The organism is Porphyromonas somerae (assembly GCF_022845615.1).
In the GTDB taxonomy this organism is placed as follows: Bacteria; Bacteroidota; Bacteroidia; order Bacteroidales; family Porphyromonadaceae; genus Porphyromonas_A; species Porphyromonas_A somerae.
This window is the reverse complement of record NZ_AP025559.1, coordinates 267,747-286,438: the sequence shown is the minus strand read 5'-3', so window position 1 is coordinate 286,438 and position 18,692 is coordinate 267,747. Positions and strand designations below refer to the sequence as shown.

The following is an 18,692-nucleotide window of genomic DNA, read 5'->3' as shown; positions in this document are numbered from 1 at the left end:
GGACCTCGGAGAGGTCCGATTTGTCGTAGCTGTAAGTTTGCAGGTAGCCCGGGCGAGTTTATCGAAGCCCGTCAAAAGCAAACAAAAAAAGTTAAATTCAAATGCGTAGTTAAAGGGTATATCAAAGATGAAATAGCCAGTAAAAATAGTCTAATAGCGAGACTAATGTCGTATCTTTGTTGTAGAAAGATAGCCATTAGTCGATTAGGTGAGAAACCTTAATACCGTAGCGAGGTCATAGAACCTATTGGGGGCAATAAGGACACCTAATCACGCTGTTGGATACTATATAGATTGTTAGGATTTCACTCCTATTTACAGCTTGAGTACAAACAGCTATCGTTTGACTAATGGCTATCTAACCACTTCAAGTACAAAGTTATGAATAAAAATTTATTTGTGGGAATTGATTTCTCAAAAGAAACGTTTGACGCAGCTATCCTCAAGGTATCTGAAGAGAGCTCTATTGATCCAAAGATCATTGGTAATGAGCAGTTCAAAAACGATGTGCCAGGTTGTAAGCGATTTGTAAAATGGCTGAATAAGACTTGTGCATTGGCTGGCGACTATTCCTCGGTGCTCGTAGGTGGAGAAGATACAGGTAACTATAGCATCACGCTGCCTAAACAGCTTTATGTGCTGGGGATTGATTGCTCCTTACAAAATGCTTATTCGATCAAATGTGGTAGTGGCAAGATTGTTCGCGACAAAACCGATAAGATAGACGCAGAAAAGATCGCTTACTACTTCTATCGCTTTCGCGATCAGATTAGGCTCTATAAGCCCCTATCTAAGGATATGGAGAACTTAGAGAGACTCTATTCATACCGATATGGACAGGTGAGAGAAAGAGCGCGATTGAAGTGTCAGATAAAAGAGTATAAGCATATTCTTAAGTCAGAACCCAATGATGAGACGCTAAAGTTCATGATCCAACGCTTAGAGAAGCAGGAGAGGTTTCTAAAGAAAGAAATCAAGGCTATTGAAGCTAAAATGGTAGAAATCATTAAAGCCAATGAGGAGCTTAATGAGATCCATAAATGCCTACTGAGCATACCAGGTATCGGGAAGATCACAAGCCTTCTTTTGATCGTTGTTACTCGAGGGTTTACAAGGTTCGATAACCCCAAGCAACTTGCCTGCTTTTTAGGGGTCTCTCCACACCCGAATCAGTCAGGTACATCCGTCCAAAATGGCAATCATAGGAGTTGGTTTGCCGACCCTTATTTTGCAAGTCTTTTACATATGGCGGCACTCTCTGCGAGCAGATTCAACTCGAAGTTCATAGACTACAAGAAAAAGCTGAAGAGCAAAGGCAAGCCACATTTGCTCATTATGAACAACATCAAAAACAAGCTACTTACGGTTGCCTTTACAATCGCCACGAGAAGGACCAAATTCTATTCTGATTATGACGCAAAACGAGCATAGGTCGAAATAACACTTTTTAACCATATAAATTTGGTGGTGATCATAGATTGCCCCCATTCATGGCTCGCAGAGCCGATGAATGGGGGTAAATAAGACGAACAAAATCCACGACCCCTTGTGGGTCGGACAACCTATTCTAGGATTAACTTTGATGTGTCTTGTCCTAGAAAAAGTTGACTCATAGATAGATTTTTATGAGTAAGTTTGTAAAAAGGAGTCAACTCCAGAAGATTTATTTTGACCGAGTTATTCACCTCTATTTTGAGGAAAACTTAGGTTATACCCAGATTTCACACCTTGTCCCTATTGGAAGGACTACGATCCTGGAGTGGGTTCATAGGTACCTAGATTCTGGGTTAGACGAAGTTATAGAGATGAAGGCGAAGAAAAAGAAGAAACAAGAAGAGCACCGCGGATATCGCAGGTATTATTATTCGGATGTGGCGTCAGGCGGGGCGTCAGGCGGGGCGCCTGAGAAAAGCTCAGTTGATTTAGAAAGAAGGGTTCAAGAGCTTGAAAAACAGCTTTTTAGGCAGACTGTTTTGACAGATGCATTGAATGAATTAATCAATGTGGCAGAAGAGAATTTCCGCATCCAAATAAGAAAAAAAGCTGGCACCAAACGGTAGATCGCTTGCACGCACAGGATCTGAAGAAATATACAATACAGCTCCTTTGCGACCTGTTTGGTGTAAGTAAGCAAGCCTATTACAAGCGAAAAAAGTCAAAACTTCATGCCAATATGGCACTTGAAGAGATGGCTGTTGAGTACGTTCTTGAGACCCGAGAGAAAGCCCCTGGCATGGGCGGTAAGAAGCTGTGGCATATGTATAAGCGAGAGTTTAAGGAGGGGACTCCACTAGGGAGAGACCGTTTTCTTGACACTCTAGACAAGCACGGCTTGAAGCTAAGGCAACGTAAAAGAAAGCCGAGAACCACCAACTCCAATCACGGTTTTAAGCTCTATGGTAACCTCGTAAAAGATATGATACCAGAAAGAGCTAATCAGGTATGGGTGAGCGACATAACGTATATCCCCATCCATTATGACGGAGTACATCATAAGTTTAGCTACCTATCCGTGATCTTAGACTCATACTCAAAAGAAATTGTCGGGTGGAGCCTAGGCGATAGCCTAGACACTAAGTACCCTATTGAAGCTCTAAATCAGGCACTTAAGAAACTTAAATCGAATGGTAAAGCTAACGATAAGCTCATTCATCACTCAGACAGAGGCTGCCAGTATGCCAGCCACCAGTATGTGGATATTCTTAAAAAGAATGACATAGATATAAGTATGACAGAAACCCCAGATCCCAAAGATAATGCACAAGCAGAGAGGATCAATAACACTATAAAGAATGAGCTCTTAAAAGGCAAACGTTTTAAAACCATCAAAGAGGCAAAGGCTGAATTAACCTCAGTCATAGAGTTTTACAACACAAAAAGGCCTCACATGAGTCTCGACTATATGACACCTGTTGAAGCCTCAAAGTGCAAAGGGAAAATCCCCAAGAGGTGGAAAAGCTATAGAGAGGAGTACCTTGAAAATCAAAAAATAGGATAGGTGCCCAAGTTTTGGTACCTTTAGTCCTGTGAGGGGTTTCCTTACGGGCTACGCCCTCCAGTCAACCCCTCACAGGACTAAAGGCTAGAAAGTCAACATAAAGCAGGATTAATAACAACGTAACATTAACCGAGTCAACCTTTTTCAGGAAACCACAATGTCTTAGTTCATATTGTCCGACCCGCAAGGGGTCGTATATATATGTGTCACATTGATTACCCCCAGTCGATCGGGGCTAACGCCCCTCCGACTAGGGGCTACAACAAATCGGACCTCCTACGGAGGTCCTTAAACATAGGCACTCCGATGAATATCACACTGTAAGATCTTTCTAATGCACAACCCCTGCTATCCACCATTTTCAATGGCCCGACGAAAGTTATTTTTTGTAAGTTTGCAAAGTGAGGATGTTGCACGAAGTGCCATTCTCGCACATTTGCTAAAATGTGCTGAGACTTTGCACGAAGGATGAGATGTAAGGCGCTGAGGATGAGTGCGAAGGGAGCGTACTGAAGTACGTGACCGAGGCCGAATTCCGAAAGCAACGCCACAGATCGCATTCGTGCAACAGTCTCAAGGTATATTAAATCAAGTCTTAGATGATGAAGGAAAAGAAGCGAAATATCTGGAGTGGCCGATGGGGCTATCCCGAGGGCTGGGCAATAGTAGGGGGGCTCCTACTGATTAGCTATATATGGCAATGGGTGATGGGACCTATTCCCTCAGGCGGTTTTACTCACCCCATTAGTACGGTAGTACTCGGTGCTCTCATTGTTGCCACTCTGCTCATCGGCATTCTTTCTAGGAAGAAGGGGAGCAAGCTACCCTTTGTCCGCTTTATTGTCTCTCCTGCTGCTACCATCACCTCACTCGTGGCATTTCTTTTGCTCTTGACCATCATGGGTTTCTCCAAACAGATCGATCCCAGGATGGCGGATGGTCTTGGCGGATTATTCCACACTGCGGGTTGGAGTGCAATGGTACATTCACACCCTTTCAATACCATCTACATCTACCTACTACTGGTGCTTGGCTCCGTTACCATTCGGCGACTTTTAGCCTTTAAGTTTTCAGTGAGGGAGTTGGGTTTTATGCTCAATCACCTAGGGCTTTATGGATTCTTATTCTTTGCCTTAGTCAGTGGCAGCAATATGCAGAGGTACACTATGGCACTGACTCAAGACGAAGTGGAGTGGCGAGGAACCAACCAAGCGACCCATGCAGTGGAGGAGTTACCAATTGCATTAGAGCTGAAGCACTTTACGCTTGAGGAGTATCCACCAAAGCTGATGCTACTTAATACAGAAACAGGGCAAGTACTCCCTGAAAGTCTGCCCGATATGATCAACATTGAGGAGGTACCTACCACTGGGCTACTTAATGGTTGGGAGGTCTCGGTAGAGGAACTTCTGCCCCTCGGTGCTCCACTGGTGAGGGACTCCACTATTGTCTTTAGCCAATTCGCCAGTTCTGGCGGTGCCCCTGCAGCACATATCACCGCACACAAGGGCGGAGAGACCTACAATGGTTGGGTGAGCTGTGGAAGCTTCTTATTTCCGCATAGAGCACTTTCCCTTGATGAGACCACTTGTATCATTATGCCTTTCCCAGAGATCCGGCAATACTACGCCACACTAGATTATTACCTCAAAGAGGGAGGAGAGGGGAGTAAGGTGATCTCCGTAAACGACCCCCTCAAGGTAAAGGATTGGTACGTGTATCAGCTCAATTTTGATGAGGAGATGCGGCGGTGGGCTACTAGCACCGAGGTCGAATTGGTCTACGACCCTTGGCTCACACCAGTGCTCATCTCCATTTGGGTGCTATTTACAGGAGCCATCTTCTTGCTCCTAGGCCCCTCCAACTCTATCTACAAGCAAACTAAAAAAGAAGAGGAATAACTATGAATGAGATCTTACTATTGGCCGATTGGGAAGTATTCCCCTTCTTTGGGATAATCACTATCTTGCTGAGCGGCGTATCGGCATATCTAGCGTGGAAAGACAAGAAAAGCATTGCTATTGCAGGGATGGTTCTTGCCCTTATTGTATTCAGTGTCTTTATCGCAGGAATGTGGATGAGCCAAGAACGCCCACCTATGAGGACACAAGGGGAGACCCGTCTCTTCTACTCCCTCTTCGTTATCCTTTCTGGTCTATTGGTCTACATCAGATGGGGCTACAAATGGATATTTAGCTTCAGCACAATCCTAGCGGGCGTCTTTATCATCACCAATATCCTCAAGCCTCAGCTCCATAGCAAGAGCATGATGCCGGCACTACAGAGCTTTTACTTTGTACCACACGTTATCTCCTATATGTTTTCATACGGATTGCTAGGTGTGGCGCTCCTCATTGGCATCTACATTCTTTGGAAGAAAAAAGAAAACGACTATCGCAAGCTCTATGTGATGGACAACCTCGTCTACACAGGTCTAGGCTTCTTGATGTTTGGGCTTCTCCTCGGAGCAGTCTGGGCTAAAGCAGCATGGGGCACATACTGGGGCTGGGATCCCAAAGAGACTTGGGCCGCCATCACGATGTGTAGCTACTTGATATTTTTGCACATTCGCCACTTCCACCCAAGACGGGTAAAGCTGGCAGTGGTGGTACTCATCTTTAGTTTCTTATGCCTGCAAATGTGCTGGTATGGGGTTAACTATCTACCCTCTGCAGCACAAAGTGTACACACCTACGGTGTGCAATAACTGGAACTTTTATATCTTTCCCAACAATAGCGGCATTGCACCTATACCAAATTGTCAATTACAGCGATTATCTTCAAGAAATGACTTGTAATTACAAGGTTTTTAGCTAACTTTGATTAATAAATCTAACGACAATCAAGGCAAAGCCGATAGCAGAGATGAAACTAAGAGAAAAGTGGAACCATCTTATTAACACCCTACTACCAACCTACAAAAGCAAAGTAGGTGCGGTACTGCTCCTCGGCACCATGGCAGGGCTAGGCTGTTACCTTATCTATATGTCGAGGGTTTGGAGCTATCTAGGCGATGACCCTGCTACTTGCATCAATTGCCACGTGATGGACTCCTACTACGCCACGTGGTTGCATAGCTCGCACGGTCGTGACGCCACTTGCAACGATTGCCACGTGCCTCACGATAATATTTTCAGCAAATACTACTTCAAGGCGACGGATGGGCTTCGGCACTCCTATGTATTTACCATGCGAGGGGAGCCACAAGCTATGAAGGCTATTCCAGCTAGCCAAAGGGTGATTTACAATAATTGCGTACGTTGTCACGATCAGCTCAATACGGAGATGGTAAAGACGGGGCTACTCGCAGGGAACCAAATCAGCGATGATAGCAACTTCGCCTGCTGGGATTGTCACAGAGAGGTACCTCACGGAGGGGTTGCCACACTGAGTCGCACCCCAAATGCCATTACGCCACTCCCCAAGAGCCCAGTGCCAGAGTGGATAAGTAAATTAAAGAGTAAAAACTAATTAGAGAAATAATAGCTATGACAAATCAACGAAGACTTAAGCCTTGGCTAGGATGGTTGCTATTTGGTGGTGCATTGGTAATCGTCTTTTTACTTGGTCTACTCGCAGCCTCAGTCACTGAACGGCGAGCCGAGATACAATCCATTTATGCCAATAAAAAGGTGGAGATCCCCAATGGTGAAGCAAGAAACGAAATCTATGGTATCAACTACCCTAGACAGTTCGAGACTTGGCAAAACACCGCTGACACCACATTCGTTAGCAAGTACAATAGTAGTGATATCGTCGATGTCTTAGCTCAACGACCAGAGATGGTCATCTTTTGGGCTGGCTATGCCTTTAGCCGTGAGTATGGTACCCCTAGGGGGCATATGCACGCTATTGAGGATATGCGAAATACCCTACGTGTAGGTAATCCAGGTATTGAAGGGGATAAAGATATGCAGCCAGGTACCTGCTGGACCTGCAAGTCGCCTGACGTGCCACGTATGATGAATAAAATTGGAGTAGCCGAGTTTTATAAGTCTCAATGGAGTGAGCTCGGAGACGAGATCGTTAATCCTATCGGGTGTGCCGATTGCCATAACGCTGAGAATATGGAACTTCAGATCTCCCGCCCAGCACTTATTGAGGCTTTCGAAAGGCAAGGCATTGATATCACCAAGGCATCACACCAAGAGATGCGCTCCCTTGTCTGTGCACAATGCCACGTAGAGTACTACTTCCAGAAAGAGACCTCCTACCTCACCTTCCCTTGGGATAAAGGTATGACCGTGGAGGGTGGCGAAGAGTACTACGATGAGACCGACTATTACGATTATATCCATCCGCTTAGTAAAACACCGATCCTCAAAGCTCAGCACCCCGACTTTGAGGTAGCCCAAAAAGGTATCCACGCACAGAGAGGGGTCTCTTGTGCCGATTGCCATATGCCATATATGAGCGAGGGTGGTGTGAAGTTTAGCGACCACCACATCACTAGCCCGTTAAAGCACATCGACCGTACCTGCCAAACCTGCCATAGAGAGAGCGAAGAGACACTCAAGCAGAATGTCTACGATCGCCAAGCAATGGCACTTGAGGTACGAGATAAGCTAGAGCAACAACTGGTACGGGCACACCTAGAGGCCGAGTTTGCATGGAAGAAAGGTGCTACCGAGAGCGAGATGGCTCCCGTCCTTAAGTTGATTCGCCAAAGCCAGTGGCGCTGGGATTACGGAGTGGCTACTCATGGAGGCTCTTTCCACGCACCACAAGAGATAACACGCATCCTAAGTGCTGGACTTGAAAAGGCGATGGAAGCGAGACTAAAGATTAGTCAAGTAGTTGCCCAACATGGATTTGTAGGAGATATCCCACTCCCCGACATTAGTACCAAGGAGAAGGCTCAGAAATACATTGGGCTCAATCCCGATGAGCTACACCGCAAGAAGGAGGAGTTCAAAAAGGTCACAGTACCACAGTGGATACAGTCGGCTAAGGAGAAGGGAACACTCTATACCGCTAAAGCCAACTAAATAAGGCTACTGATAGCAACCACTATCATTCCTCACCATATAAATCAGCCTGAAGATCGCCCCGCATCTTCAGGCTGATTTCTTTTCCGCTCTTTTCTCACCAAGGATTACGCATTAGAAGAGTCTTACCACGAGACATTCATCAGAGAGCCAATAGTTAAGGACCTCCTCGAGGAGGTCCGATTTGTAGTAGCCCCCATTCGAGGCTCGCAGAGCCGATGAATGGGGGTATGTAAGGCGACCAAAATCCACGACCCCTTGTGGGTCGGACAACCTATTCTAGGATTAACATTGACATCCTAGCTCATATTGTCCGACCCGCAAGGGGTCGAATGTATACGTGCGCCATTAAATACTCCCAGTCGTTCGGGGCTGACGCCCCTCCGACTAGGGGCTACTACAAATCGGACCCCCGAGGGGGTCCTTACCCATAGGCAATTCAATAAAGACCTTTCTAATGCGTAACCCCTGATTAGGAGTATATGCTTAAGCCCATGACCTATTTATTTAGCACGTGTTAGACAAGCGGGTAAGGACCTCGGAGAGGTCCCTATTAAATAGGCACAGGTCGGAGGGGCAAAAGCCCCGAACGACCTGTGTAAAAGAGCATATTCACTACCTCCATGACCCCGGTTGAGGGGTCAGACTTAGATATAATTGTCCGACCCCTCAACCGGGGTCGTAAGGGTGTTTTGTCCTCTTTATACACAGGTCTTCGGCACTTACGTGCCTCGACCTGTGCCTATTTAGCACGGACCTCTGCCGAGGTCCTTTTCCATAAACACTCCAATGAATGCCACATGGCAACACCTTCCTAGAGAATGTTGCACGAAGTGCCATTCTCGCACATTTGAATCAAATGCACTGAGACTTTGAACGAAGGATGAGATGCAAGGCGCTGAGGGTGAGGGCGCTGGGAGCGTACTCATGTACGTGACCGAGCCCGAATCCCGAAAGCAACGCCGCAGATCGCCTTCGTGCAACAGTCTCTCCTAATCCATAACTCCTGCGCCACTCGTGGTTATCCCCTGTCATCAGCACAATTATTTATCTATTTGTCTACACTTTCAGGAATAACAAATAACCAGTGTATACAATAACAGGAATACATGAACCCGTGTGTACTATTTTCAGGAATACCACACAACCTCATATTCCTTATGCGTGCGGAATGGATTCCGCCTGTATACGGAATAGATTCCGCACGCATACGGAATGCATTCCGCAGGCATACGGAATATTGCCGGAATATCAAAATCAAGAAGCTTGTCTGCAAGCCACTTCTAGCGATGTGGGATAAAAATGTTGGGCGAAAGTTTGTTTATCTACGAAATTGTCGTAACTTTGCTACGAATAAATCGTAATAAGGACATTGATCGTAGATAACAACAATATGAGTGAGCCTAACTTTCTAAACGGACTATCCCCTCTTGAGGAGGACTTTATGCGTGCACTATGGCATATCGGAGAGGGTGAGATAAGCGATGCTATCCCCTTGATGGAGCATTCGGACACCCCCTACACTACGGTGGCTTCGGTGGTCAATAAGCTGGAGAGCAAAGGGTATGTTACTCGCACGGGGAAGCGACGTGGTCACCTCTATGCCCCATTGGTAAGCCAGGAGGAGTACACCGATAAGACCATCAAATACATTGTTGCCAACTTCTTCAAAGGTTCATACAAAAGTCTGGTGCAACACTTTGCGCAGGAGGAGAAGGTGAGCAAGGAGGAGATCTCGGAGATTCTGAAACTAATTGAAGAGGAATAAGTGGTATGATGATTTGGTTGAAATATCTAGGGCTGTCGGGAATAGGGATTGCTCTCTTTTACCTTCTAGGAGTAGCATTGCTCCGCAAAAGCACCCTACTCCGTGCCAAGCGGTGGTATTACCTCATCGCCATCGCCTCTAGCCTTCTGCTCCCTCTGATCTCTTTAGCAGTAACAGAAAGGGATGTAGAGGAGGCACAAAATAGGTTGCTCCCCAGCTTCACCATCGTGATAGAGGAGGAGCCAACCATCACTGCACCTGCTACAAAGAGAAACTCAATAGACTGGGCCAAAGTGCTGATGGCAACTTGGGCTATTGGTGCAGCGAGTACACTCATCTGGCTCACCTCGGGCGGGTACAAACTCTATCGATTATGCCGCACCTCCACGAAGCGCGAGCTCAGTAATAATGCCACACTTTATGAGGTGGATGAGGAGCTTGCCCCCTTCACGATTGGGAAGGCAATCTTTATCCCCAAGTCCTTATCCAATAGCGATATCACACCCACTATTCTGTCGCATGAGCTGGAGCACATCAGGCAGAAGCACTATTGGGATATCATCATCAGTACGGTGCTGCAGCCCTTACAGTGGTGGAATCCATGTGCGTGGGGATTGCTCCAACAACTGCGCACCAACCTTGAATACCTAGCAGACCAAGGGGTGTTGCGAGAGGGAAGAGACCGAAAGACCTACCAGTACCAGTTACTGGAGTGTACACTAGGCCGAAAGGTAGAGCTACCCTCGCTCTCATTTTCTATGCAAAACCTAAAGAAACGAATCGTAATGATGAACAGCAAGAACAAAACCAACAAGAAACTAGCCATAGTTTACGCACTTTCGGCACTTCCAGTACTTGCCTTCTTGGCACTCGGTACTCAGATGGTCACGATCAAGCAAGCCCAAGCAAGCACCATCACAGAAGTGGCTCCGCCACCAACCAAAGACAAGGTCTTCGAGAAGCTAGATGAAATGCCAGAATTCCCTGGTGGAGGAAAAGCAATGATGCAGTGGCTCAACCACAACATACAGTACCCTAAGGATGCGATAGATGCCAAGATAGAGGGGCGTGTAGTGGTATCATTTATTGTCGAGAAGGATGGCTCCATCTCCAATGCGGAAGTAACGAAAGGGGTGTACGAATCACTAGATAAGGAGGCTCTAAGAATAGTCAATGCCATGCCTAAGTGGAAACCTGGCATGGAGAATGGGCAACCTGCAAGGACTCGTTTTTTCGTGCCAATCAACTTCAAGTTTGCCCAGCCTGCAGTGCAAGGGGAAAAGGTCTTTGACTACCTAGATGATATGCCTGAGTTTCCAGGAGGGCAAGCAGCAATGATGCAGTGGCTCAGCCAAAATATACAATACCCAAAGGAAGCTGTTGACGGCAATATTGAGGGACGTGTGATCGTCTCATTCATCATTGAGAAGGATGGCTCTATCTCCAATGCCAAAGTAACAAAGGGCGTGCACGAGTCACTAGATAAGGAGGCTCTAAGAGTAGTCAGTGCGATGCCCAACTGGAAACCAGGCAAACAGGATGGTCAACCAGTAAGATGCCAGTTTACTCTTCCAGTCAGCTTTAAGTTTGCCCAGCCTGCAGTGCAAGAGGAAAAGGTCTTTGAGTACCTAGATGATATGCCTGAATTCCCAGGAGGAGGAAAGGCAATGATGGAGTGGCTTGGCCAAAATATGCAGTACCCCAAGGAGGCAGTTGATGCCAAGGTTGAGGGGCGTGTGATGGTCTCATTCGTCATAGAGAAGGATGGCTCCGTCTCCAATGCCAAAGTCATTAGGAGCATAGATCCGTTACTAGACAACGAAGCGCTAAGAGTGGTCAATGCCATGCCCAACTGGAAGCCAGGCATGCAGGATGGCCAGCCAGTAAGAGTCCGCTTTACCATCCCTGTCAGCTTCAAGCTCCCTAAGCCTGCCACAGCACCCACCAAATAACCCTATATCAGTTAACCAAAGGGGGCAAGTCTCATGAGACTTGCCCCCTTTTCATTACAATGAGAATTTGACTCTTAATAGCACCTCAAAAGGCCTCAATGCTGTTACCGCTCGGAAGGTGTGTGGCTCCTTGATAGTGATTACCTCGTAGGCTTTCTGATTGGTAATATTGGAGAGGTTGAGCTCCGCACCAAACCTCTTGGTATCATACTTTAGCCCGAAGTCCAAAAAGGTCGCTTCAGCATAAGATTTACTATTCCGCTCCGACGTATGGTGATACTCAGCAGAGAGCGTAGCAGACCAGTTCTCTGCCAACCAAAATAGAAGGCTTCCTTTGTGTCGTTGCTGAAGCAACTTCGGCAGATGCTCCAATCGACCACTATGCTCCTTTGCCACACTACCAATCAGTGACCCTTCGTAATCAATGGAAAGATCGGGGATCGGACGGTAATGCATCTCCAAGCGCCCCACATAATTATCAGAGAGGAGTTCCAACATCTGCTGTTGCAGATAGAGTTCCGACCAAGTGCGATCAAACGACCCCTGCAACGCCACATCCAAATTGGCCTTCCAAAAGGTTTGAGAGAGTCGTAAGTTGCCACCCACCCGACTTGAGGTAGAAGGCTTCTCAATTTGCTTGTAAATGATATAGCCCTCTTTCAGCCCCGTTGATGAAGTGTAGCGTCGTTGGTTTTCCGAAAAGTGCACGCCTCCGATAATAGAAGTGCCCGTCATAGGTACTGTGTAGGAGAGCCCCAACCTAGCAAAGTGCCCATAGCCCTGATAGGGTCGAGGCAACTGCTCAGAGAGCTGCCGTGAGTCCCTCAGCTTAAGCCCTGGAAACTGCTTGGCAGCACCCACTATATTATGAATGAGCTGGTAAGAGCCATTGACCTTGAAGTTATTATCCCAAAACTTACTCACAGAGATCAAGGGATCCGACTTCACAAAGCCTTCCCGACTCTCGGGGTAGCGAAAATAGAAGTAACTAATTGGCAATTGTAGCTTAACGTGCCACCCGTGGTCTTTCCAATTGTATTCAGGTCGCCAAGTAAGGCTACTTGAGAGGTAGTCTGAAGGAGAGGTATCTCGATTGGATAGCCAACTACTCTCCACACCAATACGGTGGTGCTGTATATCCCATTGGAAATTATTATCGAGTTGATGAGCACCCCACCGCCAGTTGATCCCCAGCATCAAACTATTATCAAAGAGTTGACTGGCAACCGATTGCGAGAGTGGTAGAGAGATCTCCATAAAGTGATGGCGAGAGAGATACTTAGCCACATTATCTAGCTTCACCAGAGTGCCCCCTACCCTGAAGAGCCACTCCGTACTATTCTCCACCCTGAGATAGGGGAGCGATAGCTCCTGGCTATAATCCTTCATATCTTGCCGAAGAAGGTCGATACTCCTCTTAGACTGGTGCTCTATTTTACTCTTATTCAAGAAGAAAGAGCGATCACCATTATGCTCGTACTCCCCACTTAGCACCATACTGCGTTCGTGCAACTGATACTGCTGATCGCTCGAAAGGTGCTTCACCTCGCCATTGGGCATTGTATACTCAATCGTCTCACCCCGAGAGGAAGCAAGTTGCTCATCTAGGTAGGTAGCACTCAGCCGAAGGAATTGATGCTGACCAAGCTTGACCAATTGATTGCCGGACAACGCATAGGAGTGGTTGACCCTAGCCCGCTTCCCCACAGGTGAATCCTTAATCACCTCGCCCATACTCTGGTAGAAGTCTAGCGATGCAAACTGGCTAAGCGAAAAGGAAAGCTTGCGCCTCATAGAGAGCTCCTGCTCCCTGAGCTCTGCCGACATATCCTTACCCGTATCATTGGCTTTGGCGAGATAGATTCCTTGCGTCGTGGCATTAAACCTCATCGCACGAGCATTCAAGTCGTAGAGAAAAGGAGCCGCCCCAACGCCCGCCGAAAGCCACGCCAGCCAACGCCCCTTCGCACGCTCCGTCAGCCGGATATTGAGTGCCGCCCTATCCGATAAAGAGTGCTCAGAGAGCATACGGATAGGCTCGTGATGGCGATACACCTCCACCGCTGCGACATCATCGGGGCGAAGGCTATTACTAGCAATGCTATACCGACGCCCAAGGAGATCCATTTGCTCAATATAAAACTTATTGATCGCCTTGCCTTCAAATCGAATCTGCCCACCTCCTACCACCTCGAGCCCAGGCATACGCTCAATCACTTGCGAGAGCGTCATATCCTGCTTTTGGGCAAAGGCAGAGGTGCGATAGATAATAGTATCTCCCTCCTCCCTAATGGCCGATGCATGGATTTTCACCTCCTTAAGTTGATACGAAGTGGCCTCCATCACAATCTTCAGCTCCTGCCCCTTATGGAAATAATGTGCCTCCTTATAAGCCTTATATCCGAGGAGAGACCCTCTCACGATAAGCGACTGACCCTCCTTTAGCGAAGTACGACAATTAAAAAGGAACTTCCCATCATCATCGCTCTGTGAAGTAGCTAGCGACTGCTTGGTCTCAGCATCAATAAGAAACAGCATAGCACCACTTACTCTCGAGCCATTGTCACTTTGCACCACAATGCCCCTTAGCTCCGTCTGTGCCCAGAGAGCTGGACCAGAGAGTGCCAGTAGCACTAATACAAGTATAAAGAGCCGTCTCATCTTGCTAACCCTCAAACACCTCACCTATTTCTCAATGTGCTGATAACGCCTTGATAGATTGCGGAAACGCCTAGCTACTTTATCGTGGTACACTCCACTATCATTATAGCCTTTGCTATACTTCCTAAATACAGGACCACTGTCACCGCACTCCATTTGCCTACGTATCCACAAAAGCTCATCCTTACTAACCTCCACAACAGGGTTGCTAAGCAATACTTGAGGGACTACCACCTCCAAAGGCTGCCCACTTTTCTCAAAACCGACAAGCTTGAAAGAGTAAGCACCATCAAGGCTGCGTGCCTGAGTAACCAACCCTGGCAACCCAATAAGCTTCCACGGTCCATAAGGAATAGGTACCTCATTGGTATAATAGACTTTCCACTCTCGACCATAGAGTGTAGCGGTAGCCACCTCGGAGGGATATCCACAAATCACTTGAGTGTCATCACCAAATTGATAACTGATATTTGGTGCCTTCTCCACCGTCTTAAAGAAAGTGACCCCATAGACCAGCTCAGTATACTCCTGCAGCTTAGAATTGTAATAGAGTTGATCTTTGACGCCACGAGGAAACACCTTCATCTTTTTGACTAGATCATAACCTCTTAAACCCTCTGCCAGCCCAGCATACATTACTGAATCCCTCTTTACCTGACAATAACTCCTAAATGAACTATCACCATTTGGAGCAATCTGCAAGACAAAGAGATCCTCCGACACCTCTCCATCATATAGATTGACCTCCTTCCCTTCATATAAAGCAAAATAGGACTGAGCTGAGAGTGGTAGTGCGGTGGCACACAAGAGCAGAGCAAAATATAATATCCGTACTTTCATTTGTCATCAGGCCTTTATCAACATGAAAATCATAGTATCATTTAACTTCTCCAAATATACATTAAAAAAAGCATCGCCACCAACCCAATCCAATATCCTCAATTCCGCAGGCTTAGGTTTTATTGCTTTGGTCGGGTGCTTATTGATTGTTTTTTGGTTTCCCGACTTTTGGCAGACTAAAGACTCAACAAGGAAGTCTAATTAATCGCCATTTGTCTCTTAATGATATTTTCATTACGTCCTTTTTATTGCTACCTCAAGACACCATTGTCTCAGCATAGAAGTTATTGCTCTATATATTGGTATCGCTTGGATAATTCGCGATACCTTTGATCAATCTTATCGTGATACATTCCACTCATATCAAAGTTCTTTGAATACTTCTTTATGATTGGTCTTAAGTCCATACAAGCCGCTTGCTTACGAATCCACGCAAGTTCTTTACTACTAACTTCTATAACAGCTTGGTTGAGCATCATTGTTGGGATGGTGATATCAATCTCTTTTTCAGACACCTCAAATCCCTTTAATTGAAATCTATACGCGCCATCAGTTGAGTAGGCTTCAGTAACCACACCAGGCAAACCATTTATTTTCCAAGGTCCATAAGGCAACGAGATCTCTGTCGTATAGAAAATAACCCAATCTCTTCCATAATAGTGAGCTTTTGCCATTTCAGAATGAAAGCCTAAAACCACCTTTGTAGAGTCTTCAAATACGACATCCAACTTGCTGGCAATTTCTGTTGCCTTAAAGTAATAGAGACCATAATCCATTTCGGTATACTTATTTTCTCTAGGATTGTAATAAAGCCTACACTTTGTCCCTGGTGGTATCGACCGCATTCTCGCCACCGTCTCTTGGGTACTTATCCCCTGCTGTACGCAAGCATCTCTGATGGAGTCTCGCTGTAGGGTGAAATAACTTTGAAAGGAGCTTAATCCCTCACGTGAAATCTGTAGAATGAAGAGGTCGCGCGTGACCTCTCCATCATACAAGTTCACCTCTTCTCCTTCGTACATAGCTCGAACTGATTGCCCACTAATTGGTTGAGCAACAAATAAAAGCAACATCAGGATGAAAAATGTGTTTAGCTTCATAGAATTACAACTTAGTCGTAACATTGATCAAAAGCCTCCATATACTCAACGAGGAACTCTTGGTCAGCAAGTGTATCATCGCAATAGGTGCCGGCACAAGAGGTCCATGCACAATGCATTTGAACATCATCTCCTTGAGCACTCCCCGCCAAAACTTCTTGCTCAACAAAAGCTAGTTGCGTTGTAGTAGACACATCATCTGCAAATGCAAATAATGAAAAGCAGAAAACTGTCACAGAAGATAGAACTACCACCAGCCCTTTACCAACATGAAAATCATAGTATCATTTAACTCTCCAAATATACATTAAAAGAGCATCATTACCAAACTAATCCGATAGATATCAAAGACATAGTAAATGAAATGGGCTAGACCATCCGATGATGATCTAGCCCATTTACTTATATGTAATATATTTATCAGCTTACCTAATACGCTGGTAACCGAACTGTGCTACCTCACCAAGCTCCTCCTCAATACGGAGCAGCTGGTTGTACTTAGCCATACGATCGGAACGGCTCATAGAACCAGTCTTGATCTGACCAGAGTTGGTTGCCACAGCGATATCAGCAATAGTGGCATCCTCAGTCTCACCAGAGCGGTGGCTCGTAACGCTAGTATAGCCATGGCGGTGTGCCATATCAATAGCATCAAGTGTCTCAGTAAGGGTACCGATCTGATTTACCTTGATGAGGATAGAATTGCCACACCCCTCAGCGATACCACGGCGGAGGAAGTCCACATTGGTCACGAAGAGGTCGTCACCCACCAACTGGCACTTGTCGCCAATAGCCTCGGTAAGTAGCTTCCAGCCCTCCCAATCATTCTCGCTCATACCATCCTCAATAGAATCGATTGGGAACTTATTGATTAGCTCTACAAGATAAGCAACCTGCTCCTCACGATTACGCTTAGCACCATTTGATCCCTCAAACTTAGCGTAGTTGTAGATACCATCCTCATAGAACTCGCTCGAAGCACAGTCAAGAGCAATAGTCACCTGTTCACCAGCCTTGTAGCCTGCAAGATCAATAGCCTTAAGGATACAACCCAAAGCATCCTCAGTACCATCCAAAGCAGGGGCAAAACCACCCTCATCTCCTACTGCAGAGCTAAGTCCACGATCGTGAAGTACCGTCTTAAGCTCATGGAAAATCTCCGCACCCATACGAACTGCCTCCTTCATATTGGTAGCTCCGATAGGGCGAATCATAAACTCCTGGAATGCGATAGGGGCATCAGAGTGGCTACCACCATTGATGATATTCATCATTGGGACTGGCAAAATGTGTGCATTGGTACCACCGATATAGCGATAAAGTGGCATACAAAGTGCATCGGCAGCAGCCTTAGCCACAGCTAGTGACACGCCTAGGATCGCATTAGCACCCAGCTTGCTCTTAGTAGGAGTACCATCAAGATCAATCATCATCTTATCGATCAAACGCTGATTGCTTGCATCGGCACCAATCAAAGCAGGTGCAATAATATTATTGATATTCTCCACAGCCTTTGTCACCCCCTTACCAAGGTAGCGTGACTTATCACCATCACGAAGCTCCAATGCCTCGTGCTCGCCTGTAGAAGCTCCACTTGGCACAGCTGCCCTACCAAAGGCACCACATGCAAGTGCTACGTCTACTTCAACCGTGGGATTTCCGCGAGAGTCAAGAATCTCTCGTCCATGAATACTGATAATCTCCATAATCTCTTTTTTACCTAATAAGTTTATAAACCTTCTTACTTACTTTTCACCCACAAAGATACATAAATAATTCCCTATTCGCTGATTAAGGAAGTGAAAAATATAGAATTAATCCCTTACAAAAATAAAAGAGGCTAACTTCTTATGAAGCTAGCCTCTTTTCAATTAGTTGCGGGGATAGGGATCGAACCTATGACCTTTGGGTTATGAGCCCAACGAGCTACCACTGCTCCACCCCGCGATTTCTAAATGCAAAGGTAGTATTAATTTTCGACACTAACAAATCCTTGCCCCTTTTCCTTCTAAAAAGAGAATGTTGCACGAAGTGCCATTCTCGCACATTTGAATCAAATGTGCTGAGACTTTGAACGAAGGATGAGATGCAAGGCGCTGAGGGTGAGGGCGCTGGGAGCGTACTAGCGTACGTGACCGAGCCCGAATCCCGAAAGCAACGAAGCAGATCGCCTTCGTGCAACAGTCTCAAAAAAGCAACAGAGATAGCATAAGTATGGCAAAAAAAATGGCTTTGGAATTACTCCCAAAGCCACAAAAATTATAGCAAAAACAAAAATCGTGCGCAGAATGAGACTCGAACTCACACATCGTTAAACCGATACTACCCCCTCAAAGTAGCGCGTCTACCAATTCCGCCACCTGCGCCTGTATATCGATGCAATCA

At 46.2% G+C, this 18,692-nt stretch carries 13 protein-coding genes and 2 tRNA genes; 9 read left to right on the top strand and 6 right to left on the bottom strand.

Annotation, left to right across the window (positions count from 1 at the left end):
• Window positions 1-381: 381 nt before the first annotated feature.
• From MWL85_RS01135 to MWL85_RS01095, 9 genes are all read left to right on the top strand, one after another.
• Complete coding sequence (locus tag MWL85_RS01135) at window positions 382-1,431, top strand: IS110 family RNA-guided transposase (RefSeq protein ID WP_244401075.1); 1,050 nt, start codon at window positions 382-384, stop codon at window positions 1,429-1,431.
• 194 nt (window positions 1,432-1,625) lie between these two features.
• Window positions 1,626-2,060, top strand: coding sequence for a hypothetical protein (locus MWL85_RS01130; RefSeq protein WP_244400172.1), 435 nt, complete (start codon window positions 1,626-1,628; stop codon window positions 2,058-2,060).
• Window positions 2,061-2,065: 5 nt separating this feature from the next.
• On the top strand, window positions 2,066-2,998 hold the full coding sequence (locus MWL85_RS01125) for an IS3 family transposase (protein ID WP_244400171.1): 933 nt from the start codon (window positions 2,066-2,068) through the stop codon (window positions 2,996-2,998).
• A gap of 599 nt (window positions 2,999-3,597) precedes the next feature.
• Entirely contained in the window at window positions 3,598-4,899 is a 1,302-nt protein-coding gene (locus MWL85_RS01120) for a putative glycosyltransferase family protein (RefSeq protein WP_244401074.1), read from the top strand.
• 2 nt (window positions 4,900-4,901) lie between these two features.
• Window positions 4,902-5,705, top strand: a complete 804-nt coding sequence (locus MWL85_RS01115) for a cytochrome c biogenesis protein (RefSeq protein ID WP_244401072.1) — start codon at window positions 4,902-4,904, stop codon at window positions 5,703-5,705.
• A gap of 158 nt (window positions 5,706-5,863) precedes the next feature.
• Complete coding sequence (gene nrfH, locus MWL85_RS01110; protein ID WP_244401070.1) at window positions 5,864-6,469, top strand: cytochrome c nitrite reductase small subunit; 606 nt, start codon at window positions 5,864-5,866, stop codon at window positions 6,467-6,469.
• Window positions 6,470-6,486: 17 nt separating this feature from the next.
• Entirely contained in the window at window positions 6,487-7,986 is a 1,500-nt protein-coding gene (gene nrfA, locus MWL85_RS01105) for an ammonia-forming cytochrome c nitrite reductase (RefSeq protein WP_244401068.1), read from the top strand.
• A gap of 1,393 nt (window positions 7,987-9,379) precedes the next feature.
• Window positions 9,380-9,754, top strand: coding sequence for a BlaI/MecI/CopY family transcriptional regulator (locus MWL85_RS01100; protein WP_018028279.1), 375 nt, complete (start codon window positions 9,380-9,382; stop codon window positions 9,752-9,754).
• 5 nt (window positions 9,755-9,759) lie between these two features.
• The gene (locus MWL85_RS01095) at window positions 9,760-11,706 is read left to right on the top strand and encodes a M56 family metallopeptidase (RefSeq protein WP_244401066.1); all 1,947 of its coding nucleotides are present in this window, start codon (window positions 9,760-9,762) and stop codon (window positions 11,704-11,706) included.
• Between the two features lie 54 nt (window positions 11,707-11,760).
• On the opposite strand, the gene MWL85_RS01090 is transcribed toward MWL85_RS01095, so the two are convergent.
• The 6 genes from MWL85_RS01090 to MWL85_RS01065 form a co-directional block, all read right to left on the bottom strand.
• Window positions 11,761-14,367 (bottom strand): hypothetical protein, encoded by a 2,607-nt coding sequence (locus MWL85_RS01090; protein WP_244401065.1) that lies wholly within the window; start codon window positions 14,365-14,367, stop codon window positions 11,761-11,763.
• A gap of 24 nt (window positions 14,368-14,391) precedes the next feature.
• Window positions 14,392-15,207, bottom strand: coding sequence for a GLPGLI family protein (locus MWL85_RS01085; protein ID WP_244401063.1), 816 nt, complete (start codon window positions 15,205-15,207; stop codon window positions 14,392-14,394).
• A gap of 284 nt (window positions 15,208-15,491) precedes the next feature.
• The gene (locus MWL85_RS01080) at window positions 15,492-16,307 is read right to left on the bottom strand and encodes a GLPGLI family protein (RefSeq protein WP_244401061.1); all 816 of its coding nucleotides are present in this window, start codon (window positions 16,305-16,307) and stop codon (window positions 15,492-15,494) included.
• A gap of 425 nt (window positions 16,308-16,732) precedes the next feature.
• Window positions 16,733-18,013: a phosphopyruvate hydratase gene (gene eno / locus MWL85_RS01075; RefSeq protein WP_244401059.1), complete on the bottom strand. Its 1,281-nt coding sequence runs from the start codon at window positions 18,011-18,013 to the stop codon at window positions 16,733-16,735.
• 169 nt (window positions 18,014-18,182) lie between these two features.
• Window positions 18,183-18,254 (bottom strand) — tRNA-Met (locus MWL85_RS01070).
• Window positions 18,255-18,587: 333 nt separating this feature from the next.
• Window positions 18,588-18,673 (bottom strand) — tRNA-Leu (locus MWL85_RS01065).
• Window positions 18,674-18,692 lie beyond the last annotated feature (19 nt).